At 44.7% G+C, this 24,843-nt stretch carries 25 protein-coding genes and 1 other RNA gene; 14 read left to right on the top strand and 12 right to left on the bottom strand.

Going from position 1 to position 24,843, the window contains the following annotated elements:
• Positions 1-20 precede the first annotated feature (20 nt).
• Positions 21-887, top strand: coding sequence for a Bd3614 family nucleic acid deaminase (locus DOE51_RS17450; protein ID WP_142697804.1), 867 nt, complete (start codon positions 21-23; stop codon positions 885-887).
• Here the strand turns inward: DOE51_RS17450 and DOE51_RS17445 are convergent.
• The 4 genes from DOE51_RS17445 to DOE51_RS17425 all read right to left on the bottom strand — a co-directional run bounded on the left by DOE51_RS17445 (position 832) and on the right by DOE51_RS17425 (position 4,150).
• Entirely contained in the window at positions 832-2,433 is a 1,602-nt protein-coding gene (locus DOE51_RS17445) for a PAS domain-containing hybrid sensor histidine kinase/response regulator (RefSeq protein WP_142697803.1), read from the bottom strand. The two genes, DOE51_RS17450 and DOE51_RS17445, sit on opposite strands and share 56 nt — an antisense overlap.
• Before the next feature lie 73 nt (positions 2,434-2,506).
• Positions 2,507-3,319, bottom strand: a complete 813-nt coding sequence (locus DOE51_RS19225) for a hypothetical protein (protein ID WP_168196485.1) — start codon at positions 3,317-3,319, stop codon at positions 2,507-2,509.
• 71 nt (positions 3,320-3,390) lie between these two features.
• A complete protein-coding gene (locus DOE51_RS17430; protein ID WP_142697800.1) occupies positions 3,391-3,609 on the bottom strand; it encodes a CPXCG motif-containing cysteine-rich protein in 219 nt (72 codons plus the stop codon).
• 67 nt (positions 3,610-3,676) lie between these two features.
• Positions 3,677-4,150, bottom strand: a complete 474-nt coding sequence (locus tag DOE51_RS17425) for a fibronectin type III domain-containing protein (RefSeq protein WP_142697799.1) — start codon at positions 4,148-4,150, stop codon at positions 3,677-3,679.
• Positions 4,151-4,247: 97 nt separating this feature from the next.
• Here DOE51_RS17425 and rnpB point away from each other — a divergent pair.
• The 3 genes from rnpB to DOE51_RS17410 all read left to right on the top strand — a co-directional run bounded on the left by rnpB (position 4,248) and on the right by DOE51_RS17410 (position 7,433).
• Positions 4,248-4,631, top strand: an RNA gene (gene rnpB, locus DOE51_RS17420) — RNase P RNA component class A.
• Between the two features lie 298 nt (positions 4,632-4,929).
• Complete coding sequence (locus tag DOE51_RS17415; protein ID WP_142697798.1) at positions 4,930-6,006, top strand: hypothetical protein; 1,077 nt, start codon at positions 4,930-4,932, stop codon at positions 6,004-6,006.
• A 107-nt stretch (positions 6,007-6,113) separates the two neighbouring features.
• A complete protein-coding gene (locus tag DOE51_RS17410) occupies positions 6,114-7,433 on the top strand; it encodes an alpha/beta fold hydrolase (protein WP_246845170.1) in 1,320 nt (439 codons plus the stop codon).
• Here DOE51_RS17410 and DOE51_RS17405 read toward each other — a convergent pair.
• From DOE51_RS17405 to DOE51_RS17370, 8 genes are all read right to left on the bottom strand, one after another.
• A complete protein-coding gene (locus DOE51_RS17405) occupies positions 7,417-8,682 on the bottom strand; it encodes a hypothetical protein (RefSeq protein WP_142697797.1) in 1,266 nt (421 codons plus the stop codon). The two genes, DOE51_RS17410 and DOE51_RS17405, sit on opposite strands and share 17 nt — an antisense overlap.
• Positions 8,683-8,779: 97 nt before the next feature.
• The gene (locus DOE51_RS17400; RefSeq protein WP_142697796.1) at positions 8,780-9,574 is read right to left on the bottom strand and encodes an ABC transporter permease; all 795 of its coding nucleotides are present in this window, start codon (positions 9,572-9,574) and stop codon (positions 8,780-8,782) included.
• 1 nt (position 9,575) lies between these two features.
• Positions 9,576-10,394, bottom strand: a complete 819-nt coding sequence (locus tag DOE51_RS17395) for an ABC-2 family transporter protein (RefSeq protein WP_246845169.1) — start codon at positions 10,392-10,394, stop codon at positions 9,576-9,578.
• Complete coding sequence (locus DOE51_RS17390; protein ID WP_142697794.1) at positions 10,345-11,175, bottom strand: ABC transporter ATP-binding protein; 831 nt, start codon at positions 11,173-11,175, stop codon at positions 10,345-10,347. The genes DOE51_RS17395 and DOE51_RS17390 overlap by 50 nt, the downstream gene beginning before the upstream one ends.
• Positions 11,176-11,192: 17 nt before the next feature.
• Positions 11,193-11,723, bottom strand: coding sequence for a hypothetical protein (locus tag DOE51_RS17385; RefSeq protein ID WP_142697793.1), 531 nt, complete (start codon positions 11,721-11,723; stop codon positions 11,193-11,195).
• A gap of 86 nt (positions 11,724-11,809) precedes the next feature.
• Positions 11,810-12,337: a GNAT family N-acetyltransferase gene (locus tag DOE51_RS17380; protein ID WP_142697792.1), complete on the bottom strand. Its 528-nt coding sequence runs from the start codon at positions 12,335-12,337 to the stop codon at positions 11,810-11,812.
• Positions 12,338-12,446: 109 nt separating this feature from the next.
• Complete coding sequence (locus DOE51_RS17375; protein WP_142697791.1) at positions 12,447-13,481, bottom strand: methyltransferase domain-containing protein; 1,035 nt, start codon at positions 13,479-13,481, stop codon at positions 12,447-12,449.
• Complete coding sequence (locus DOE51_RS17370; RefSeq protein ID WP_246845168.1) at positions 13,481-13,960, bottom strand: hypothetical protein; 480 nt, start codon at positions 13,958-13,960, stop codon at positions 13,481-13,483. The genes DOE51_RS17375 and DOE51_RS17370 overlap by 1 nt, the downstream gene beginning before the upstream one ends.
• A gap of 114 nt (positions 13,961-14,074) precedes the next feature.
• On the opposite strand from DOE51_RS17370, the gene DOE51_RS17365 reads away from it, so the two are divergent.
• The 10 genes from DOE51_RS17365 to DOE51_RS17320 all read left to right on the top strand — a co-directional run bounded on the left by DOE51_RS17365 (position 14,075) and on the right by DOE51_RS17320 (position 24,842).
• Positions 14,075-14,698 (top strand): YiiD C-terminal domain-containing protein, encoded by a 624-nt coding sequence (locus tag DOE51_RS17365; protein ID WP_142697790.1) that lies wholly within the window; start codon positions 14,075-14,077, stop codon positions 14,696-14,698.
• Between the two features lie 13 nt (positions 14,699-14,711).
• A complete protein-coding gene (locus tag DOE51_RS17360) occupies positions 14,712-16,319 on the top strand; it encodes a carboxyl transferase domain-containing protein (RefSeq protein ID WP_142697789.1) in 1,608 nt (535 codons plus the stop codon).
• Positions 16,320-16,338: 19 nt separating this feature from the next.
• Complete coding sequence (locus tag DOE51_RS17355; protein WP_142697788.1) at positions 16,339-17,115, top strand: enoyl-CoA hydratase-related protein; 777 nt, start codon at positions 16,339-16,341, stop codon at positions 17,113-17,115.
• Positions 17,103-17,963: a DMT family transporter gene (locus DOE51_RS17350; protein ID WP_142697787.1), complete on the top strand. Its 861-nt coding sequence runs from the start codon at positions 17,103-17,105 to the stop codon at positions 17,961-17,963. The genes DOE51_RS17355 and DOE51_RS17350 overlap by 13 nt, the downstream gene beginning before the upstream one ends.
• A 59-nt stretch (positions 17,964-18,022) precedes the next feature.
• Positions 18,023-19,969 carry a GAF domain-containing protein gene (locus tag DOE51_RS17345; RefSeq protein WP_142697786.1) on the top strand — a complete coding sequence of 649 codons (1,947 nt, stop codon included), beginning with the start codon at positions 18,023-18,025 and terminating at the stop codon, positions 19,967-19,969.
• 109 nt (positions 19,970-20,078) lie between these two features.
• Positions 20,079-20,636 (top strand): redoxin domain-containing protein, encoded by a 558-nt coding sequence (locus DOE51_RS17340; RefSeq protein ID WP_168196483.1) that lies wholly within the window; start codon positions 20,079-20,081, stop codon positions 20,634-20,636.
• 9 nt (positions 20,637-20,645) lie between these two features.
• The gene (locus DOE51_RS17335) at positions 20,646-22,475 is read left to right on the top strand and encodes an ATP-binding protein (protein ID WP_142697784.1); all 1,830 of its coding nucleotides are present in this window, start codon (positions 20,646-20,648) and stop codon (positions 22,473-22,475) included.
• A 1-nt stretch (position 22,476) separates the two neighbouring features.
• A complete protein-coding gene (locus DOE51_RS17330) occupies positions 22,477-22,878 on the top strand; it encodes a response regulator (protein ID WP_142697783.1) in 402 nt (133 codons plus the stop codon).
• Positions 22,879-22,965: 87 nt separating this feature from the next.
• Entirely contained in the window at positions 22,966-24,462 is a 1,497-nt protein-coding gene (locus DOE51_RS17325; protein WP_142697782.1) for an acetyl/propionyl/methylcrotonyl-CoA carboxylase subunit alpha, read from the top strand.
• Entirely contained in the window at positions 24,462-24,842 is a 381-nt protein-coding gene (locus DOE51_RS17320; RefSeq protein WP_142697781.1) for a biotin/lipoyl-containing protein, read from the top strand. Before DOE51_RS17325 ends, DOE51_RS17320 begins: the two co-directional genes overlap by 1 nt.
• Position 24,843 lies beyond the last annotated feature (1 nt).

The following is a 24,843-nucleotide window of genomic DNA, read 5'->3' as shown; positions in this document are numbered from 1 at the left end:
GCTTATGGTACTAAATCTTCATGTCTGCGGAAAAAAGAGCCGAACATTTAGCATTTTTACTGGCAAAGCCTGGCTTTGAGCTCGCTTTTGTTGAGCATAAAGAACGAGTTTTCTTTGCCCTGTATCCTAAAAATGCGGCGGCAGCTCCTTCGTCGGCCGTCGTGAAGTTGCTGCAAGGGCTTTTTGATCAGCATGTGGATCACAGCTTTTTTATTCTGCGCAATCGTATTTTTGCGACAGCCGCTTTAAGTGAAATGTGTACCGGAATGGTCAAGGTCGTTGCAAAACGCGCGACGGGAAATATTTTGGCGCGGGATCATGCCTTAGAAATCACGTCGCAATTAATCCAAATTGGAGAAGCGAAAGACTCGCTTTATCCTGTCAGTCATCTTAACTTGGAAAATCAAGTTTCTGTGGTTGATGTTGAAAAATATTTTGGAGCGCATCGTGCTGATGGCAATCATCAAAGTTATTTGATGGCGGCGACCCGGTTAGCAAAAAATATTGCCAGGGGAGACGTGCTGCACGACTACGATCGCGATATTGCAGCTTTGTTGGTAAGCCGCGACGGGCAGCTTTTGGGGTTTGGTTTAAATTCAAATTCCAAAAATAAAACTCTTCATGCGGAAGTAAATTTACTGCAACGCTATTTTAAAGAACATGGCCATGGTATTCCTGAAGACGCTATTCTGTATAGCACGCATAAGCCTTGTAAGATGTGCGCAGGGATGATTTACCAGGCCAGTGGTCGCTCGCAACGACTGCAAGTTATTTATCTGCACGAAGAAGACGGCAGCTTATCGCGTGCAACGATTCTTGATCAGCTTAAGCTTAGTAAGCAACTTCCGCTGACGGCTCTTGAAATTGCGATGGCAGATAAGAATTAATTGATTTAATCAATGTGTCCTTGCGAATCGGTTTTGATAAATGCAGATCACAGCCGGCTTGCAGGCTTTTTTCGATATCTTCGGTGAAAGCGTTTGCAGTACATGCAAAGATTTTTGCTGGGATACGATTTTTTGCGCGCTCTTGTTCACGAATCAGGCGAGTTGTTTCGTATCCATCCATTCCTGGCATCTGCACGTCCATGAAGATGATATCAAACTGCATATCTTCAAGCATGCGAAGTGCTTCAATACCACTTTCAGCATAATGAATTTCGTGAGCTGATTTTTGCAGATAGATTCCAAACAAATTACGATTGTCGTCAACGTCATCAACGACCAGGATCTTTAACTTCGTGGCATTGACACTATTGGCCTCTGCCGATTTTAAGCGACTTTGCATTGGATTATTCGCACGCACGGCAAGTTCCGAACAGATCGGCATTTGTGCTGTGAAAAAGAAGATGCTGCCTTTGCCAAGTTCGCTTTCAAGCCAGATTTGACCATTCATAAGTTCGACCATCTTTTGCGAGATCGAAAGACCCAATCCTGTGCCGCCGTAGCGACGAGTGGTCGCGGCGTCTCCTTGGGTGAAAGCTCTGAAAATATCTTTAAACATGTGACGAGGAATACCAATGCCTGAATCCGAAACCGAGAATAACAAATTACCTGGGCGGCTTGTCGTGTTTCGTGAAACATGTAAAGTCACGTCACCCTGATGAGTGAACTTCAAGGCATTTGAAAGAAGGTTGATCAGAACTTGGCGCAAGCGATCGGCATCACCGATATAGTAACTTTCAAGTCCTTCTTCCATCTTAAGTTTTAGTTGCAGACCTTTTTCTTTGGCACGGAAACCAAGAACCGAAATTACGTCGTCGAAAACGTTTTGAATATCAAACGGCATGACGTGCAATTGGATTTCTCCGGATTCGACTTTCGTTAAATCAAGGATGTCGTTGATGATAGTCATCAATTGATGATTCGCTCGTTGCAGAATTTCGACGTAAGATGCTTGCTGCTCATCTAACTTTGTTTCTGCCAATGTATCCGTTAAACCAATGATTGAATTGAGCGGTGTGCGAATTTCATGAGACATGTTTGCAAGGAAAGCTGACTTTGCGTAAGTGGCAGCACGAGCTTTAGTTGCAGACGTCTGCAGTTCGCGATTTTTTCTTTCAAGATTTTCTGCAAGACGTTTCTTTTCCGTGATGTCCACGGCCATCTTTAAAATTTTCTGAATGCGTCCGTTGGAGTCTTTGATGGGTGCATATGAGGCTTGGACCCACACTATATTTTTATTTTTCGTCACACGACTGAATTCACCAGTCTGTGATTGGCCCATTGCCAATGATCTCCACATCTCGCGATATTCACTTTCATGAGAATCAAAATGAGGGAGAAAAATTGAATGAGGCTTGCCGATGATTTCATGAAGCTCGTATCCCATCAAATTAAGATAGTTACGGTTTGCCCACAGTATGTGTCCATCAACAGATAATTCTATAAGTGCATGGGTATTCAGCAAAGCTTCATAAAACGAATCGTTCATGATGTAAGTCTACATAAGAAATTCTCATAAAATAAAATTACAAACGCTCCTGAGAATTAAACTTCAGCAATCATCACAAACCAAGAATCCATCCCTCTTTTTTGGGAGAGGCGATTTTTGGATTTTTAAAAAGCTGTCTGCGTTTTTGAAAGACAAGTCCGGCGTACGCAAGAATCACGGCGTCACAGAAATCAATGCTGGCAAGGGATTTAGAGACAGATGGATGCAGCTTTACTAACTTTTGTGCGCTTAAGAAGGCTTTCAGAGCCACAGGATCCTTTGTTGGACTCTTAACCAATTTTTTCCACAATAAATCGGGATAAGCTTCAAACAACCACGGGCCCTTTGCTGGCGCCTCATCCATCGGCCACAACGAAAACCACTTTTCTGACGCAGACCCTAGTTCGCTCCATGCCCGAAAGGTGCCGGTGCTTAGATTTTTTTGAAAGGCGTGGGATTGAAACACGGATTTTTCGTGAGCGATGATTTCGCACTGGCGCTGCGGAATGTGTGCAGGATTTTTTTCAATGAACTGCGCGAAAAATGCGTGCGCCGTTTTTTCCCCAAAACGTTTGCCGTGGTAACTGAAGTGATGGGCTCGTTGCATAAGATCGAAGATATTTTTGTTTTTGGGAAAGATGTCTTTCGCTAATCCCAAGGCACTGTCCAAGATGATTGCACTCTTTTCGATTTCCAATCTTGGATCGATGTCCTTGATAAGTGATTCGGTACTTCTTCGTGTCAGATTCGGAAGATATAAATCACTTTCTAAGATCCACATCGCACCACCGTCTTTATAGACAATAGCAGTCGGTAGTGGTTGCGGTAGACCACTCTTTGTAACAGCTCCGGTTTGATCTATTCCTAAAAATACATCGAACGACATAACCTAAGAATAGGATTTGCCTTGAGACTTCAAAAGCGCGCTGATTGTGATTCTTAGCAGGATAGCAGTCGTTAAATAGTTTGGGCGAAGAAGTCTACCAATTTGCCTTGATCCGACGAGTAGCTGATTTGGATGGGTTTGCAGCAGACTTCGCAGTCTTCGACGTAATATTGTCTGCCGGGCTCCGAGATATCGAGCACCATTGAGATCTTCTCGTGGCAGTACGGACATTTGAAATGCTTTTCGAACTGTGCATCTTCAAAGGATTCAAATTGTAAATCGTCGCTCATAAAAAAAGCCCTCATACAAAGTATATGAGGGCTTTTGAAATCTTATGATTTTAAATATCGAAACTTGTTATTTTGCAGCCGGAGTTTCGAACATAGAAGCTGCAAAGTAAGACTTACGGAAAGTTTTCCAGTTATCAGGTCTTACAGAAGCTACACGCCAGAAGTAGTGTTTACCTGGCTCAAGTTTAGTTACTTCGTAGTTTGTTTCTTTGTGAGCATAGTCTTCAGCAACGATCCATTTGAAGTTTGGATCTGTCGCAACTTGAACGTGATATTCTTGTGCGTCTGCAGCTGCTTTCCATTCTAATTTTACTGAAGGAGTTGTGATCGCTGCAAAGTAAGCTGGAGAAGTCAGCTCAGGCTTCGCTGGAATTTTTGCATCTTCAGGATTTGCTTTCTTTTCTGGGAAAAGAGAGTTCATTTTCTTTGCAAGAGCTTCGTGATCTTCGTGACCTCCGCCGTGAGCTTCTTCAGAAGCTAGAGCTTTAGTTGTAAGAGCGAACGTCAACGCGATAGCAAGCACAGATACCAAGATCTTCATAAATAAATCCTTTTTAAGTCAGTCCAATCAAAGTAAAATAAAACCAGTCTTAAGAAAACCCTCTTGCGCTTTTTGCTGGAGGGTGTTAAAAAACCCGTCGGTTTTGCGGATAATTGCTCTAATAATATTCTAAATTATTGAAATTAGAGAGGAAAGTCCGGACTCCATATGGCAGCGCAAAGGGTAACGCCCTTCTACAGTAATGTAAGGAACAGTGGAACAGAGAGAATGTCCGGGGCATTGAGCCTGACACCGGGAACGGGAGGGTCAGGGGAGCCGCTGGAGTGAAAACAGCCAAACTCTGCGCGGAGCAAGATCAAATAGGGTAACACTAGTAGGGCGGCCAGCCCGTAGTTACCGGGTAAGATCGCTTGAGGGTGTCAGTAATGGCACTCCCAGAGGAATGATTATCTACAGTGAACGGGACAATTATGGGACCTGGTTACTGGGACAGAATCCGGCTTACAGCAAAACCGACATCCCACCTTCCTTAAAACGGCCTAGCAAATGCCAGCTGACTGCGTTGCTTCGTCGTCGGCGTACTTTGCAGTACGCTCTCCTCCTCGCGCCTTGCATCTGACATTTTCTAGACCGTTTTAAGAACCCTTATCGTTCTTCGGTCGGAGTTTTTTGGCTTCCGCTCGCTTTCGCTTGCGGGTCGCTTTTTTTTTGGCTTCTGCTCGCTTTCGCTTGCAGGACGCTTTTTTTGGGGCTGATTTTATACAGGTTTCGGTTATGTGGGTTGGTGTTCTTGCTGGTCTCGATTGAAGCTTGTTTGTATGAGAAGAGTTCTTCTTTTAATTTTCAATTTTATTTTTGTTTCGCAGGGATTTGCGCAGACTTCGTTTGGGGCGGCCGAGAATGCGGGTGATGCGGAGTCGCTTGAGGCTCCTGTTAATAGTTGTGATCCGGCTTCGCTTTGTGCGGAATATACTAAGATGATTCTTGAGCAGGCTCGTAAGTTGGATGGGAAGCCTGTGCCTGAGTTTTTTTGGGAGAATCGGGGGACTCGGCAGAAGCAGGAATGGGATTATGCTTTGCCTTTTCTTGCTCAGCGAGTGATTGATCGTGGTTTTAGTTTGCCTAAACCTTACGGTCTATCGGTGATCTTTTTTCATCAGGATCAAGGGATTAATCTTGGGGATTTGAAATTGGCTTTCAAAGATGATGTTCCTTTGAAAGACATTGATTTCGTGAAATTTACGAATGCGCATGTAGAGAATTATACTTGGCAGGCGAAGCTTGATGCTTGGATCTTTCCGTTTTTGAATGTGTTTGCCGTTGTTGGGTCGATTAAAGGTTCTGGAAATGTGCCCGTGTCGATTGCTGCTAAAGATGTTTTTGCCTCTGAGGGAATTGATATCTGCGATGGGGCGCATACTCCAGAATTGTGTAACTCGAAAATTTCTTATGATGCTCCTATCAACTACTATGGCTATAACGTCGGGCTTGGATTCTTGTTGGGAGCTGGTTATCAGAACTATTTTTTCGCGATGCCTGTCACGTATGTAAAGACTTACGTAAATGTGACTGATGTGCCGACTTACGTTTTTAACGTGACTCCGCGTTTGGGATATAATTGGGGTGGACCTTTAGGGAAGATGGGTTTCTATTTGGGTGCCAACTATCAACAAATGGAAATTACTTTGCGTGGCCGCTATATGCTTCCTTTAACAGGGACTGAAATTGGGCACGATGTTCCTGTCAATTACGAGATCAAAGAAAGCCCCATGGATTTATGGAATGCGATCACTGGGCTTAACTGGGAAATCAGTAAAGAGTGGTCCGTTGTCGTTGAGCTTGGGTATTCTCAGAATCGTGAGAATCAGACGTTCGTGATGAACTATCGTTGGTAGCGCTTGCACATCTGTGCTGTCGAAACATTCAACAGTCATGTAATTTTTTATTCGGGCTGCCGTGCTTGATGGGCCTTGTGCGGTTCTTGCGGTACAACCATCTTCCTATGAAAAATCTGGTTTTGTTTGCGCTTTTAATGGTGGGGGCTTCTGCTGCAGAAGCGTCGTTAAATCTTCCGACAGCTGCGACTTACGAGTCGGGGCGTCTGCTTTGCCAAGACAAGTACAAAGACCTTGTGAGTTTTGAAAAAGGCACTTACGTCACAGTTCCCGTTGATTATGCAGACCTTTCAAAAGGCACGACGGATGTGTATGCGTTTTTTTCTGGTGGTTATGATCCAAAGAAAGAAACGATTTTATATTTCACTGGCGGTCCTGGGCAGACTGCGCATTGGGGTTTATTTCGTGTCTCAATGCCTTACAATGTTTTGATTGTTGAACATCGCGGCGTTGGATGTTCACGTCCTGCGACGGTTCAACAATTATTGTCGCCTTCATTTTATTCCTCTGAATTTGTGGCGCGTGATGCACAGAAAATCGTGAAGTCCTTTGGTTTAGATAAAGTGACTGCTTACGGTATTTCTTATGGCACCGTGCCTGCGACAATGTTTGGTTCCTTGTTTCCAGAATTAACTCGTTCTGTGATTTTGGAAGGAACGGTCTATTCTGGAAGTGAACGTCTGTGGTCGGCTCCGCATCGTCGCAAGCTGATGCAGAAAATGATTGATGGTTTGCCAACGGAAATCAAAGCTAAGATGGATCGTATTTCGACTCAATATGGAGTTCCGAATACGTGGTTGTCGCGCACGGCGCGTGGTACGTTGATGTTGAATGATGGCCTTCGCAATTTGCGTAATCAGCTTATGAGCCTTGCTGATGAAAAAACTTATCAAGGTTACATCGAGCAACTTAAAGATATGTATGAGCCATTGTCTTATGAGCCGCATATTTTATTTACGATGAATGAAGTACCGTACACGATGATTTCTTGTCGTGAATTGGGCTTAGCAAACCCTGGTACTGCGACTTCGGATGCATTGATTAACGGTAAGCTGTATCCAGCTCCTGATGAAGATTCTTTGAATAACTGTAAGCAATTGAATGCTCGCGCCGATCAAACTTATTTTGCGACGAAATATCCTTTGAAAGTGCCAGTGACATACTTCCAAGGTTCTGACGACAGTGCGACTCCTTCGCCGGAAGGTATTCGTCATTATAAAGAAGTGCCGCAAGGATTTAAGCAGCTGTTGATTTTGGTTCGTGGTGGTCACAATCCAAACTTAAGCAACATTGGCAACGAAGCTCCTGGGCAAAAGGAATTGTTTGCTTATGCAGTAGCAGGTAAAGCCGTGCCAGCTGAATTCCTCAAGAAGATTCAAAAAGCTCAAGAGCTCAAGTGGGTTTACACTTCTAAAAACGCTGAATAAATTGAACTGAAGTTTTCGACTTCGGTGCTTGGTAAGTTTTTACGGCTTGCCATGGAGTAATCAGAATTGGATCGGCTTCTAACGCGATCCAATTGGGCAAGAAGCGCATGAAGCGATATGTGCGCATGTTTTCAAGCTTCTGCTCTTCTTCTTCGTCGACCCGGCGAGCAGTATCACTGGCAAGTCTTGATCCTTCTTTCCACATTTTTGCACCAACGATAAAACCTGCACCAATGATGTAGCCGATAGCTTGGCCATCGTTAACGCCGGCAGAGGCAAGTAAGTAAACGCCACCTGCAAAAATCGCCGTTCCAAGAATCACTCCTGTTGTCATGATGGCGCCACCCGCGGTGTAGCCGAGTGCTTTTTCACTTCCTGCTCCGAACTTCACTCCATAATATTGAGCCATGTAATTGGAACTGGAAACGATATCGCGAATGGCGGTGTTGCGAAGCATATGTCGTTGGTACCAAGCTTCAGTCGAATAGTGAATTCCCCCAAGAGGTTCCGCTGTTTTATTGCTGAATTTCGGGAAGGCCTCGCCCTGAACCCAATCTAAGTGTGGGGAGACTCCGTAAAAACTCAGTGCTAAGTTTTTTGGTGGGTGATTGAGTAAAATAAGTGGTAACAAGTTTTTGTTCTGACTTAATTCATACGCTCTACGCAAATCGACTTGGGCTTCATTCCATTCACCCAGAGCGGACCAGATACTTGCAAGCCAAATACGGAGTGCGGGATCATCGAAGTGGGGTTGATTGGGATTAAACATTGTTTGCAGAAAATATCCTGCAAGACGTGCTTCTACCTTTGCCTCGTCCCATTGTTGGTTTTCCATGAAGTACATCGCGCTTAATAAATGGAGCACGATAATTTCATGTTCACCGGGGATGTAGCCTTCTTCGGATTCGCTGAAGAAGAAATATTCGGCTTCACGTGAAATGCTGGTGTACTTGCGGCTCTCAAGAAACTTCACCTGATCAAGTAACGAGCTTTGATCCTTGTTACCATTCCAAAGAGAGATCCACGATTTTTCCATCGAAGTGATGAAACCTTTTTGTTCTCCCGAAGGAAAAAGGATCATTGCTTTTTCAGGAGAGCCCGTGCGCATTGCTGCAAGTGAATCGGTGTAATCGGAGTCGCGAATAATTTTATTGCTTGCGCAGCCGACAAGGAACGGAAATAGAATTATTAGAAGTAGACTGCATCTTTTTAGAAATGCAGTCGTACTCGTTGAATCTTGTGAATTCATAGGGCCAATTTAAAAAGGGCCTTGTGGAAAGTCATGACTCTGCGCTGTGGCCGGCGCTAAGAGTTAGCGGGTTATTTTCGACTTAATAACGAAAATACTACGAACTTGCGCTGGCATAAAAACGCAGAGCAAATTTCCAAAATTTGTTTGATAAAAACAGCAAAATGCACGTCAGAACCATGATCCACGCGAACAAGCCAAATTGTGGCGGTTCAAGCAGTGCGCGTGACGGCACACTGGCAATCACACCCACAGGTACCGCTGTCAGTAACAACCACTTCAACCATGGCACATAAATCGAGTCGGGACGCATTCCCAGTCTGTAGATCTGATACCAAATGAATTGCAAGTTTTCAGACTTCGCAAAAATGACCGCCGTAGACGCCATGAAGAAACGAACTGAATAACACGCAACCAATCCACACGGGATTAAAATCAACATCCACAACAAACGGAACCAGTGGAAATCTGGCAGTTGGCTAAGACTATAAATAAACCAGCTTGTCGCGATGATAAGATTACCGATCGCAGGTGTTGAAGCCTTTTGTAAGCTGATCATGAATTGTGAATTCACGGGCTTAGCTAGTAGTAAATCCAAATCACCTTTGCGCACTTTTTCTGAAAACTGATCAAGATTTTCAGACAAGATAATCATGTACAGCGCATCGACAACGAAGACGACTCCAAGAAACACGCGCATTTGTGGTAAATTCCAACCGCCGATCAGTGGTGTATGTTGGAACAAGACTTCAAACGTCGTGATCTGTGCAATATACCAGAAAATATCCGTCATCACACGAGTCAGGAAATTCGCACGATATTCCAGATCGGCGATGAAACTTGCTCTGAACATAGCGAGGTAAAGGCGTAAGTACTTTTGAACGTTTGCCATTTTATGCTCCCGTCCCAACGTAAACTTTAAGGCCTTTTTTCCACATCCACGCGCCAAGTAAATTCACAACCACAATACCTGCTGTAACAGAAATAAATCCTTGGTACACCGATGCGATCTCCAAGCGGCCCGTCAGATAACCAACAGGAATGTAAACGCCAGAACTGAAAGGTAAAGAGATGATGAATGTTTTAAACGGTTCGGGCATCAAGTCTAATGGAAACAGTTCGCCGGTTAATAACCACAACGCTAAGTTTTTAGCACCTGTGAATGAATACACTTTGTTTAAGTAAAACGCGCACGTGGCAATCACAAAGCTGATCGAGTGCACCAAGATCAAATAATAGAATTCAAGGGCAAAGGCCATCGGCAGGCGTTCAAATTTTGTCGGTAAAGCAAAAATCAATACCGCAATAATTGGAACCGCCATCGACACAATCGTTGTGATGAATTTATAGCCCATCAGTTGCGAGAAATAATATTCGTAGTAACTCATCGGACGAGTCAGCAAACTGTTGATCGTTCCGGAATCAATTTCTTGAATCATGCGGAATTCATACATCCAGCTTGTACAAATACGTGCGAAGAACGCGCCCCACAGCGCATAGGACAAATAGAAATCACGACCGAAGCCCGCGATCTCTGTCGTTTGAGCGCCACGGAATACCGCAAACCACAACAGAACTTCGATGCCCGTCGTAAGCGTCGGCTGCAAGATAGCGTCGACGAAATAGTTCAGTCTGTATTCAAGATTGGAAACGATCGCAAGATTAGCGAACGCGAGATTCCGTTTCCAAAAAACGGTGAATGACTTCTTCAAAATCGACCTCTTCATTTTCAGCCATGCCAGTGTTGGCATTTTTAACGAACTGTTCAACAGTGCCTTGGTAAACGATATTGCCTTTTGAAATCAGCAATAATTTATCCGCAAGTTTTGCGATGTCGTCCATGTAGTGACTTGTTAGAATCACAGTTGGACCTTTTTCTTTCACGTATTGATCAAGGAATTCACGAATTGTTTCTTGCGCTACGATGTCTAAACCAATTGTCGGTTCATCCAGGAAAAGAACTTTTGGTTCGTGCAAAAGTGAACCGATGATTTCCATCTTCATTCTTTCACCAAGGCTTAGGCGGCGCAATTGTGTGTGCAAGACGTGCGTGCACTGAAGCATGTCTGCCAAATGTGCGACACGTTTTCTGGCAGCGTCTGGATCAAGATCGTAAATGCGCGCAAGCAACGCAAAAGAATCAGCAGGGGAGATGTCCCACCACAACTGATTTTTTTGTCCAAGAAGAATACTGATTTGGCTTAAGAATTCGTTTTTGCGTTCCCACGGTTTGTAACCAAGAACTCGAGCATCACCCGAAGTGGGTGTCACCAAACCAGATAGCATTTTCAACAGAGTTGTTTTTCCCGCGCCATTGGCACCGACAAGACCGACAATTTGTCCTGGCTCAATCGACAAAGTCGTTTTATCCAAAGCGACTTTGTTATTGTATTTGCGGTTGAAGAATCCACGTAGGGAATTCAGGAAGCCTTCAGGCTTTTGATAAGTCTGATAGACGCGAGTAAGATCTTTAGTTTCGATTACGAACGACATGCGTCCGAGTATAGGGATTAAAGAACAGTATTGGAATCAAAATCCGCGTGACGATCTTCGTCTGTGAAGAATGTTTTCATGTCAGGAGAAACAAAGCTCACTTCTGTGATACGGCCTTCTTTGCAGCCCTTCAAAGTATCGCGAGTTCCGTCGTAGTTACACTCGCCAGTGTACCAAGCTTTTTCAGAGTAAGTGATTTTGTAACCCACCAAACGGTTTTCTTTATAGTAACCAGAAACTGAATCTAAACGTGTACGACCCGAAGACGCGTAGTCACCTTCAAGAATAGTGTCGCCCCAAACTTGAGCTTGCTCCCACGCAACTTTTTTCAAAGTTTCGCGAGTGTCTGGCGCCAATTTGTTTGTACGATTTTTTTGGTTGTACAAAATGTCAGTTGAATAAGGAGCTTTGCAAGGTTCTTCAGAGCAAGCGTTCGCAAAGTGAGCAGCTTCTTCGTAAAATTTGTCGCCTTGAGGTCCCATGCTATCGGCAAGTGCCAAAGAAGAGATTAGGCTCAAAGTCGCTACCACAACTAGTTTCATGCTCATCGTTACGTTCTCCTTAACGAAAACATAACGCCAAACAAACAAAACTTTTAATACATACACGCGAATTTATTATGCGTGAGATGAATTTAGATTTTCTTTTCAAGGATTACAAATTCAAGATTTTCGACTTTCGGAATTCCGAAGCGCTCGTCGCCGTAGGGGAACGGTCTTTTCTCGCCAGTGTTACGGAAGCCTAGCTTTTCGTACCATTTGATAAGTTCGGTACGCGCTGAAATCACAGTCATGTACATATGCGTACAATCCCAGAACTGTGCGAAGGCTTCGCTTTCATTCACTAACATGCGGCCAATACCTTTTTTCTGCAAAGTCGGTTCGACTGTTAGCATTCCAAGATACAATTTGCCGTCGTGATTTTCTAAGTGAGCGCATCCAACGATTTTATCATCCGCATCTTCATCTTGCGCGATCAAGATGGTCGCGTTTTCTTTGGCCAAAGTCGCCATGATGCTTTCGGTATCAATGCGTTGACCATCAAGCAAATCCGCTTCCGTCGTCCAACCCTTTTTCGAACTCTCTCCGCGATAAGCCGAGTTTACCAACGCCACGATCTCATCAATATGACTTTCATCAGCTTGAGTGAATTCAATATGCATAAATAAACCTCTCTTAAATTAACGCAGTGTGGACCCAAAAAAGTGCCAGGCACTTTTGCGGAGAAGGTGCCTGCCATTTTTGCGGAAAAAGTGCCAGACACCTTTTAGGCTACTTTTTCTTGCAGTAGATGAATAACTCTTTGCCCTGGCGATTGGGAACAGATTTTTGCCAGCGGCCCCAGAATATAGGCTGATAATTGTTTTTTAGACGTTGGCGCAATTCCCATTCAGAGCCGCCGAAAGGTGGGCCTTGGCGTTTTTCGAATGTGAAGAAGACACCCATCAAGTGACCGCCCTCTGCAAGAAGACGATTCCAAGTTTTTACTAAATCTTGGCGATGGATCGGATTCACTGCGCAGTAACATGTGTGTTCAAAAATAACATCGAACGATTGATCCCAGTCGCGCGGAAGTTTGAAGAGATCCGCTTGAACCAACTTCAAATTTTCCATGTGACCGTAAAGTTTTTTAGCGCGTTCCAAAGCCAGTGGAGAAATATCCACCGCGGTGACCACGTGGCCAGCGGCCGCAAACATCGCTGCATCGTGACCTTCGCCACAACCAAGCACCAAAATGCGCGAACGCGCGATTTTCAGACGTGGAAGCATGTCTTTCAATGCTTCTGCGGGTTCGCCTAAATTCCAACCTGGATTGTTGTCGTTTTGGTAAGCCTTGCTCCAGAAATTTTCTTTTTCAATTTCTGGTTTGTCGGGCCAATACGGTGGAATTTCGTAAGCTCGACCATCCCATGTGATGGATTCATCGTCGAATTCTTCAAGCATGTTGAAGAATGTCGCTTGTGCTTTACGTGACATCACGAACGGCACGAAAGTGTCCGTGTAGCCGTGGAAGCGATCCCACTCGTCCAGTGAAAGCGACTGTAAATTGAAAGTGAATTCAGTGCCGTAAAGACCTTGAATTTTCCAAGTTTTTCCGTCGAGTAGAATTTGTTGAGCAACCAAAGGTTCGTCGAAAGCTTCGACGATGACAGGCGTTCCACCGAATGTGCTAAGCAGTGTTCCGCCCTGATGAACTTTTAGATTTTCAAGAATTTCACTTCCCGCTGTAGGGTCTTGGATGCGCAACTCGCGGCTGACTCCGTAACCCTCTTCATCAATCTGAATAAATTGATCGGGAATTGCCATTAGTGTTGTTCAGATTCAGTAGGAGCTGGAGCTGGTGCTGGAACTGTTTGCGTGTCGCCTTCAGTTGCAGTGCCCGGAGTGATCAATGAGCCTTCAGTGAAAGTAACGAAGTCATTCGTTGTTTTTACTGATTGCAAAGTCCATTTATCAACTTTTGAATCTTCAGATGGTTCACGGTGAAGAACGGCTTCGCCTTCGATAGTTTGTTCAAGAGCTTCGCCACCTTCAGAAACGTCAACAAAGCTGTACGAAAACACGGCGCGAACTTTATTGTCGTTCAAAGTTTCAGTCCAAAGACGTTGGATTTTAAGATCTTTAGAGTGAGGTTTTTTAGTCGCCAAAGTTTCTGTGATAAGATCTGCCAACTTAGCCTGAATGCCGGAGTGCGTCTCGAAACCAATTGCCTCAGTTGTGTGGATTACATTCCAAGTCCAAACCAAAGCTGCGATGAAAACAACAAGACTAACAATCTTCTTCATTCGAAAATCCTCTCTACTGCCGGTATCTATTGCGTGGGTTCGTTTACATCTTTATCCGAGCATGATATTTCATTTTTTTCAACCCGAAGTGTAAGCGGTCACGGAGGATATCTCATGAACCAACAATGGCTGACAATCTTAATGTCTAAAGGGATCGAGCTTGAGCAAAATTTGCGTCAGCAATTGCAGCAGGCTAAAGATGGCTTGAAGACGCAATTGGAAGAACGCGGTATCCGCCTGAGTGCTGCTGACCTGGCGGCCTTGCTGGAAGAGGTTTCCCCGAAGGCCTCGCATGCTGCCTTGAGTTATGCTTTGGATATCGTTCGCCCCTTTTCTGCGGGAATGGGATTGAGAATCTCTCGCTTGTCAGATAACCAAGTTGAGATGGTTGTTCCTTCACGTACAAGAAACTTGAACGACACCAAACAAATGCACGAAGGCGCTTTGATCACAGCGGCGATTGAAGCAGCAAAATTATTGTGGATGCGTCACGCACCTTTGGGCAATTTTGAAATTTCAGTGGCGGGAACGCAGGCTGAGTTTTTCAAAACACAAACAGCGGACTGCCGTTTGCGTATGGAGCTTCCAGAAACGACTCGCGAAGTGGTTTTGGCGGAAGTTCGTGATCAGCGTGAGGCGCAAGCTGAAGCTGAAGTAAAAATTTATGATGAGAACGATCAAGCAGTTGGCTCTGTTGTTTTGCAATTAAAATTCAAACACACGCCGGCACTTGCTTAAGTAAAAAGGTTTTATGGAAATTTTAGAAAGTAACATTGATACGAACTCTGCTGACTTTAAAGCCAATCAAGATGCGATGTTGTCCATCGTAAAAGACTGGCGTGAAAAAGTTGAACTTGTAAAACAAGGCGGTGGTGCGGATGCCACTAAGAAACACAAAGCGCGCGGCAAATTAACGGCGCGTGAACGTATTGAAGCTTTGGTGGACGGCGGAACAGCTTTCCTTGAGTTTTCAACTTTGGCAGCATGGGATATGTACGAAGGCCAAGCACCGGGTGCTGGCGTTGTGACAGGTATCGGTGTGGTGCACGGAACTGAGTGTGTGATTGTTGCGAACGATGCGACTGTGAAGGGTGGTACTTACTTCCCGATGACAGTGAAAAAACATTTGCGCGCACAAGAAATCGCCTTCGAAAACGGTTTGCCATGTATTTATCTTGTCGACTCGGGTGGTGCGTTCTTGCCGATGCAAGCAGACGTGTTCCCAGACCGTGATCATTTCGGCAGAATTTTCTACAACCAAGCGCGCATGTCTGCAGCGAACATTCCACAAATCGCGGTTGTCATGGGTTCATGTACTGCGGGTGGTGCTTACGTTCCTGCGATGAGTGACGAAACTGTGATCGTAAAAGAAAACGGTACAATCTTCTTGGGTGGTCCTCCACTGGTGCGTGCAGCAACAGGTGAAATCGTTGATGCGCAAGAGCTTGGTGGCGCGCAAGTCCACTGTGAAACTTCGGGTGTCACAGATCATTTCGCAGAAGATGACAATCACGCGATTGAAATCACGCGTTCCATCGTTGCGCACTTGAATCACAACAAAGCTGTGCAATTGAAAACGATGCCGATTGAAGAGCCATTGTTTGATTCAAAAGAAATCTATGGCGTGATTCCTAAAGACAGCCGTGTGCCATTCGACGTTCGCGAAATTATCGCGCGTATTGTAGATGGTTCACGCTTGCATGAATTCAAACCGTTGTACGGCAAAACTTTGGTGACAGGTTTTGCACACATTTGGGGTATGCCAGTAGGGATCATCGCGAACAACGGCGTGTTGTTCAGTGAATCTGCTTTGAAAGCAGCGCACTTCATCGAGTTGTGTGAGCAACGTGAAGTTCCATTGATCTTCTTGCAAAATATCACGGGCTTCATGGTCGGTAAGAAATACGAAAATGAAGGTATTGCGAAACATGGCGCGAAAATGGTTATGGCTGTATCAAATGCGCATGTTCCAAAATTTACTGTTGTCATCGGGGGCTCTTACGGAGCGGGTAACTACGGTATGTGCGGTCGCGCTTATCAACCACGCCAAATGTGGATGTGGCCGAATGCAAAGATCAGCGTGATGGGTGGCGAACAAGCTGCTAACGTATTGCTGACTGTGAAATTAGATCAAATGGCTGCTAAAGGACAAACGATGGATGCCGCTGCACAAGCGGAATTCAAGCGTCCGACACTAGAAAGGTATGAACACGAAAGCTCGTGTTATTATTCTTCAGCACGTTTGTGGGACGATGGTATCATTGATCCAGCAGACACGCGTCGTGTTTTGGCACTAGGTATTGCAGCAAGTTTGAACAAGTCTTGGGGAGAAAAAACTCAAGGCGTGTTTAGAATGTAGTCGGGTTAAAGGAGTCTGTATGAATTTTTTGAATGTCACTGAGTTAGATCATGTCGCTTACGTAAAGTTGAACAGACCTGACGTGCGCAATGCTTTTAATCCACAGATGATTCAAGAAATCACACAGACGTTTCATGAGCTTGAACACCGCAAAGATCTTCGCGTCATCGTTTTGCAAGGCGAAGGCAAAAGTTTCTGTGCAGGTGCTGATTTAAATTGGATGAAAGAGATGGTGAATTTCTCTTACATCCAGAATCGTGAAGACTCGTTGGTTCTATTCAATATGTTTGAGGCAATCGCACGCTGCACTTTGCCTGTTGTGGGCATGGTTCATGGCGCAGCTTTTGGTGGCGCGCTAGGTTTGATCGCAGTCTGTGACGAAGTTATCGCTGAAGAGGGCACACAGTTTTGTTTCAGTGAAGTGAAATTGGGAATTGCTCCTGCCGTGATCAGTGCCTTTGTTGCGCGTAAAGCAGTTGCCGGTAAAGTTCGTCCTTTGATGTTGTCAGCGACTGTATTCAACGCACATATCGCCCAACAAGCGGGACTTGTGACTGAAGTTGTTCCTGCGGGTGAAGGCCATACAGCTTTGCAAAAGGTTGTTCATAACTACAAACAATGCGGCCCTGAAGCTGTTCGTGAAACCAAAAAGCTTTTGAACGATATCGGCAATATGACTTGGGAACAACAACGCGATCGCACGACTCACTTGATTGCTGAACGCCGCGCAAGCGCTGAAGGTCAAGAAGGGCTGAAGTCCTTCCTTGAAAAGCGTGAACCTTCGTGGAGAAACTAAAGTCCATTATTCTTGTCTTGATTGCGATTTTTTCCATTCAAGGCGGAGCGAGTTTTGCCAAACAATTATTTACAGTACTAGGCCCAGGGGTCACAACGTTCTTACGAGTGTGGATCTCTGCACTTTTATTGCTTGTGATTTTTCAACCGTGGAAACATAAGCTGACGAAAAATACCTGGGGCGTGGTTGCACTTTATGGCATGTCCTTGGGTGCAATGAATTTGCTTTTCTATTTGGCGCTGCAAAGAATTCCTCTTGGTGTCGCGGTCGCTTTAGAGTTCACAGGTCCGCTGGCAGTTGCAACTTTCGCTTCTAAGAAAGCGCTTGATGTTGTGTGGGCGTTGCTTGCGGGTTTAGGAATTGTTTTGATTCTGCCGCATGCGAATTTTTCATCAAGCATTGACGTGATAGGTGTTGCGTTGGCGTTGGGGGCGGGATTCTTCTGGGGTCTTTACATCGTCTTCGCGAAAAAAGTGGGAAGATCTATCGTCGGCGGAAGTGCGACGGCTTTAGGAATGTTCTTCGCAGCTTTAACGGTGACGCCGACGGCGATCCCACAATTGCATTTTGCTGATTATACCTTGCAGATTTGGTTATCTGCTTTGGCGGTTGCTGTTTTGTCGAGCGCGCTTCCATATTCGCTAGAAATGATCGCATTACGTTCAATTCCCTCTAAAACTTTTGGTGTTTTGATGAGTCTAGAACCTGCGGTTGCGGCTTTGATGGGATTCGTTTTTTTAAACGAGAAACTTTCAGGTCTTCAGCTTATGGCGATTTTATGCGTGATGGTGGCTTCTTCTGGAAGTTCCCTCACATCTCGAACGGCGGAAGTCCCGACACAATCATAGAAACTTACAACTTGTGTCCGTGATGTCCTAGTTAAGAAATAAAAGCATACTCCGATATCATGGACATGTCGTTGTCCAGTAGGTCCTTTGTTAAATTTAGTCCCGCACTAGATCGTCGCCGATTAGCTGCATTGATGTTTACGGACATCGTGGGCTATAGCGCGATTTTTCATCGCGACGAAAATTTAGCGATGAACTTGCTCAGCCAAAAGTGCAATATCTTGCGCTCGATTTTCCCCTCTTATGGTGGTCGTGAAATCAAAACTCTTGGTGATGGATTCTTTATTGAGTTTCCAAGCGTGCTTGAGGCCGTAAAGTGTGCCTACGACATTCAGTCGCAACTTTATCAACGTAACTTAGGTGGCATGCAGGATGAACGATTCCAAATTCGTATCGGTATTCACCTGTGTGATTTCATTGCGACAGACGAAGATGCCTTTGGTAATGACGTTAACGTTTCTTCGCGTTTGGAAAAAATCGCTCCTGCGGGTGGCATTTGCGTTAGCCAACAGGTTGTCGATCAAGTCAGCGATAAGTTGGATTTGAAATTCAAACCTCTTAAAGCGCGTAAGCTTAAAAATATTAAAAGACCGGTTGCCAGTTATTCCGTTGAACTTCCGTGGTTAAATAATCGCGAAACTATTTCTTTCTCTTCGCAAGTTCAGAAGTGGATTCCCAAGAAAATCACTCTGCAAAATAGTCTGTTATTTGCAAGCTTAGGCCTTGTTGGCCTTGCGGGTTTGATTTTGTGGGCTGTGTTCTTGCTGCCTAAAAATGGTTTTACGGACCCGACGGGCTTGATTCACTTCGTTTCAAGCTGGCAGAATCTGATTATTTTAAATCCTATTTTGGCTAGCAGTTTGTGGTTGATGTGGATGTTCCAACCGCAAGATCGTCGTCTATTATATTTGTCGATGGTTTTTACCGTAGGTAGTTTAAGTCTGGTTGAACGAATCCCTGTTGCTGTCACGGGTTTAACAACCCAGCATCTGCAATTAATTAATGTTTTAGCTGCAGGTCTTGTGGCATTTCCATTTGTTGCCTTAGAAGCTTTGGAAAAAGAAAAACGTCGCATCGAGGTCTTAGCGAATCTGGGTCTTGCGGCATTTGTTTTTTCAGGTGTTTTCCTGTCGTACAAGCATGAATTTGAAGCGTTACGAGTGGCAGCACTGGCGTTTTCAATTGGCGCGTCCGTTTATTTTACCTATCTAGTGGGTTCACGTATCAGTCGTTCTGCGCCACTTCCAATAAATGACCTTCGTCGTTGGGTTCTGGTGACGATGTCGACAGCGGCAATCATTTCGCAAATGTCGCCAGGCTGGAGAATCGACGGCATTGCGCAGTTTCTGGATGTCTTTTTCCCAGTGGCATTTCCATTGTATTTTACCGTCTTCTTGATGTTTGGGTTCGTCTTCCAAGAAAAATCGCATCTTCGTAAAGACCATGCGATGAAGACGATGCAAAAAGTTTCAGTGATTACATGTTCAGCCGAATCTTATGAAGATAAGCTTTCGAACATTCAGGAAAAAATTTGTTCATTCTTAAATGCGGAACGCTCGACAATTTATCTAACGGATTTAAAAGGCGGCGATACGCATTTGCGTGCGCAAGCGATTTATGGACCGACAAATAAGTTGAAAGAAGTCGCTTTGGAAGTCGATCCTCAGCACGGTTTGATTGGTCGTGTGTGGAAGACGCGCAGTCCTTTGCTGGTCGATGACTTTAAGAAAGAAGATCGTCTGACGAGTGAAGAAAGATCTCATATTAAATCGAATGAATATCGCACTCGCTCGTGCTTGTTGTGTCCCTTGATTATTGGGAACGAAATGCTCGGTGTGATGACCTTCTCTGACAAGCGTGGAAATGTTCCTTTCAACGAGGAAGATTTACGTTTAGTTCAATTAATTGCAAAAGATGTTGCCTTGTTGAGCTTGCACGCTCGTTTCCAAAACATGGTGGATCATTTTGTGTCAGAAAAATTAAGCGAGTTGAATCAGATCGCGTAGTGGGTTAATTCAATTCGCTTCGTCTAGATGTAAAATTTTTTTTAAAAGTGAATTAAGGTTCTGTAATAAAAGCCGAAAAGTTAGGCATATGAAAAGATCAACTCTCTCTATGATGAGTTTGGTCCTCTCTGGAACGCTTTTGGTGCTGGGCTTTTACTTCTTCGAGCAATACAACTTCACACCAGGCGATCAAGTCGCCGCGCCAGAGCGTTTTCCCGCTTCGGTGAATTCTACTTTCCTTGATAAACAAGTTCCAACACTCTTGGTGTTTGCTCATCCTAAATGTACGTGCACGCAGGCGACTCTTGCGGAGTTAGAGAAGCTGAAGTCGAAGCTTGGGGCGCAAGTCGCAGTAAAAGTTTTCATTTCATATGATCCGCAAGATGCGTTTGAAGGCCAAGCTATTGAAAAACAAGCGCGCACGATTGCTAATGTTGAAGTTGAAAAAGATCTAAATCGTAAAGTTGCAAAAACTTTTGGTGCGCTGACGTCAGGACAAACGATGTTATATGCGCCAGAGGGAAATTTGTTATTCCAAGGCGGCATTACAGATAGTCGCGGTCATCAGGGTGACAATCCTGGTGCTCAACAGATCGCCCGCATTGTGACGGGTCCATTTATTAAAAGCGCATTTGCAAGAACTCCCACCTTTGGCTGTCATCTTTAGAAAGTAGTTATGGAAGAATTAAACAAACGTGAACAAGAACGTATACAAAAGATGTATGTGGCGATTAGAAGCGAAAACTTTCATCGTACAGACAAATTGTTTTCGTATTTGATGGTGGCGCAATGGATGTTCGCGATTGGTTGTGCAATCTTCCTGACTCCGACAACTTATAATGGCAACGTTTCCACATTGCATCCCCATGTATGGGCAGCTCTTGTATTGGGTGGTCTTCTTACTTTCTTGCCGTGTAGTTTTATCATCTTACGTCCCGCTGAAGAGATCACTCGTCACGTCGTCGCAGTCACTCAAATTGGTATGTCGGCGTTGTTGATTCACTTAACTGGTGGTCGCATAGAAACGCATTTTCATATCTTTGGTTCATTGGCTTTCCTTGCGTTTTATCGCGATTGGAAAGTTTTAGTGACAGCTGCGGCCGTTGCGGCAGTAGATCATTTACTGCGTGGAATTTATTGGCCATCATCTGTGTTTGGCGTCGAGGCTGTAAGTCATTGGCGATGGATGGAGCATTCTGCGTGGGTGGTCTTCGAGATTTCATTCTTAATTCCAGGTTGTATTAGAGTGCAAGAGCAAATGCGTGCGATTTCAGAGCGCCAAGTACAACTTGAAATGATGAACGAGCGTATCGAGAAAAATGTGCAACTGCGCACGGAAGAGTTAGCGAATACGCAACGTCAATTGATGCAATCTCAAAAGTTAGAAGCCATCGGGCAGTTGGCAAGTGGTGTGGCACATGACTTCAACAATATGTTGGGTGGTATCTTAGCTTACGCAAGTCTTTTGAAAGAAGATTACGCCAATGATCCGCATTTGGTTTCTTCTTTAAACGTGATTGAAACAAGTGCTGAACGTGGTGCGGAACTTACGAAAAAGCTTTTGGCGTTTGCGCGTAAAGGTAACTACGAACATACGATCGTGGATTTACAAAAGACAATCGAAGAAGCGGTGAGTTTGTTGGAACCGTCGCTGGACGAAAAAATCACGGTGGCGATCGATCTGGATAAAAACTTGTGGCCGACAGAAGGCGATTCGACACAGATTTTCCAAGTGGTGATGAACTTGGCCGTGAATTCTAAAGATGCGATGCCAACGGGTGGTCATATCAAGATTTCGGCTACAAACGTTGAAGCGGATGAAGACTACTGTGCCGTTCATAAATCGGTGACCAAAGGAAGCTATGTGCGTTTGTCGATCGAAGACAACGGCTCTGGTATTCCGAAAGAGATCCAGGAAAAAGTTTTTGAACCATTCTTTACGACAAAACAACCGGGCTCGGGCACGGGTTTAGGTTTGTCGATGGTTTACGGGATTATGAAAAATCATAAAGGTGCAGTGGGTTTGTATTCGGAACAAGGTCACGGCACGGTTTTCCATTTGTATTTCCCACGCTCGCGTAAAGTGGCTTTCCGTGAAGCACCAGTTTCTGGTTTGTCGATTCCTTCAAAAACATTCTTACAAGGCCAAGACATTTTGTTGGCTGACGATGAAGAGACAATGCGTAAAGCGGGCAGTGATATTCTAAAACGTTACGGTGCAAGTGTGCATGCTTATGAAGACGGTTCATTGGCATTGGCAGCGCTTGAAGAAAATCCAGAGCGTTTTAAGATTATTATCTTGGATGCGATTATGCCAAAAATGAACGGCATCGAAACTTTCCACAAGATGCGCGAAATGGCTCCTGACGCTCAGTTTGTGTTTTCTAGCGGTTATGCAGAGAGCTCTGAAATTACGGAACTACGAAATCGATATGCAGTGAAGTTCATCCAGAAACCTTTTAAAGCCGAGCAGCTTGCTCGGGAAATTATGAAGAAGGCGGCTTAGTATGGAACAACTGAAAGACAAACCGTTGATATTGACGATTGATGACGAACCAACGATTCGCTCGGCAATTCAGTTAATTATGTCGCGTCGTCACTGCAATGTCCTGGGGGCGCAAGACGCTGAAGAGGCTAAAACTCTGGTCCAAGCCAACACCTTTGACATCATTTTGCTTGATGTAAAACTGGGCAAATCAAGTGGCCTGGATTTCCTTAAATATTTGCGCGAAGAGTTGAAAATAGCGACTCCCGTGCTGATGATGAGCGGTCTTGCGGACACAGAACGAATTAAAGAAGCCAGTAAGTACAATATTAAGGGCTTCTTGCTAAAACCGTTTAACTCCAAAGGCTTAGAGGAGAAGGTTTTCAGTTCGATGGATGGGTTCGTAAAACCCCAGGCGGCCTAGGGAATTTGTTCCTCTTTTCGTTGCCTTAACCGCGATTCGCCATTATAGATAAAGCTCTTAAATTGGAGCTTTTGCACCATGACGAAAATGCCTGTTAAATTTACTCGTATCGCCATTGCCAATCGCGGTGAAGTCGCGGTTCGCATTATCAAAGCTTGCGAAGAGTTGGGAATCGAAACGGTTCTTCTACACTCTGAAGCGGACATCAATTCTCGCGCTTACAGAATGGCGACTAAAACAATCTGCATCGGCCCAGCGCCAACAGCCGAAAGTTATTTAAACATTCAAGCAAATATCAACGGAGCTTTAGCTGGTGGCGCGCAAGCGATTCATCCAGGTTTCGGTTTCCTTTCTGAAAATGCTGATTTCGCTGAAGCAGTTGAAAAAGCTGGTATCACTTTCATCGGTCCTTCTGCTGAAGCGATTCGTTCTTTAGGTGACAAAGTTCACTGTAAAGAGCTTGCGAAAAAAGCGGGCTTGCCACTTGTGCCTGGTTATCAAGGTGAACACCAAGATGTTCCGCACTTGATTGAGCAAGTTAAAAAAATCGGATTGCCAGTGATCGTGAAAGCCGCAGCAGGCGGTGGCGGTCGTGGTATGAAATTGATCACAAAAATTGAAGATGCGGCAGAGTTGATCGAGTCCGCACAACGTGAAGCTCAATCAGCGTTTGGTTCGCCAAAAGTTTTCTTAGAAAAATATCTGGATCGCGCTAAACACATCGAGTTCCAAGTATTCGGCGATAGCACAGGGCAAGTGATTCATTTCTTTGATCGCGAATGTTCAGTGCAAAGACGTCACCAAAAAATTATCGAAGAAGCGACTTCGCCTTCATTGACGGACGATCTTCGTCGTCGCATGGGTGAAGCTGCATGTGCGATTGCAACTTTGGGAAAATACAAAGGTGCTGGCACAGTTGAATTCCTATTGCAAGACGGTGAATTCTATTTGCTTGAGGTAAATACGCGTTTGCAAGTTGAACATCCAGTGACGGAAGAAGTTTTGGGTGTGGATTTAGTGAAAATGCAAATCCTGACGGCGCAAGGTGATTTCGTGCACGATCCAAAACAAGTGCGTGTGCCTCGTGGTCATTCTATCGAGTGTCGTATTTACGCTGAAAATCCGTTCATGGGTGGTGTGCCTTCAACAGGTTTGTTGGGTCACGTAGCTTGGCCAGAAGGCCCAGGCCGTCGTTATGAATATGGTTTTGATGAAGGCGACACAATCACTCCGTTCTATGATCCGATGATCGCGAAAGTGATTGTGTGGGATGAAAATCGTCCGCGTGCGATTCAAAAAATGATCCGCGTGTTGAAAGACTCTGTTGTGTTTGGTGTGCATACGAATATTCCATACTTGATCGAAATTCTTTCACACAAAGAATTCGTGATGGGCACAATGACAACTCGCTTTATTGAAACGTATTTTGCTGAAGCTTTGAAAGAACCTGAATTGACTGAAGTTGAAAAGAAAATCGCAGCGGGTGCTTTGGCACAAGTTCGTGGTGTCGCAACGGCTGAAGGTTCTGCGGCGATGACAGCAGGTGTTTCGTCTCCATGGTCTTCATTCTGGAGAGGTGTCTAATGGAAGTTAAAGTAAGAATCGACGGTGTTGATCACAAAGCCCAAGCGCAACTTATGAAGGGCACTTTGTGGGTGCACGTAAATGGTCGCACCTTCACAATGGACGCTGGCTCTGGACAAAAGTCTCGTAAAAAAGCTGGTGGCGGTGGTTCTTCGGATACAATCGCGGCCCCAATGCCAGGTAAAGTAACTAAGATTCTTTTAACTGCGGGTTCAGCAGTCAAAGCGGGCCAAGCCGTGCTTGTGATGGAAGCCATGAAAATGGAATACACACTGAAGAGCGAAATCGATGGTACAATTGAATCAGTATCATGTGCGGTTGGCGAGCAAGTGGCTTTAGGTAAAGCCCTTGTGAAAATGAAACCATCTGCCGAAAAGTAAG

This window comes from Bdellovibrio sp. NC01 (assembly GCF_006874625.1).
Lineage (GTDB): Bacteria > Bdellovibrionota > Bdellovibrionia > Bdellovibrionales > Bdellovibrionaceae > Bdellovibrio.
Note: the sequence above shows the minus strand (reverse complement) of the source record. Positions and strands in the feature narration are given on the sequence as shown.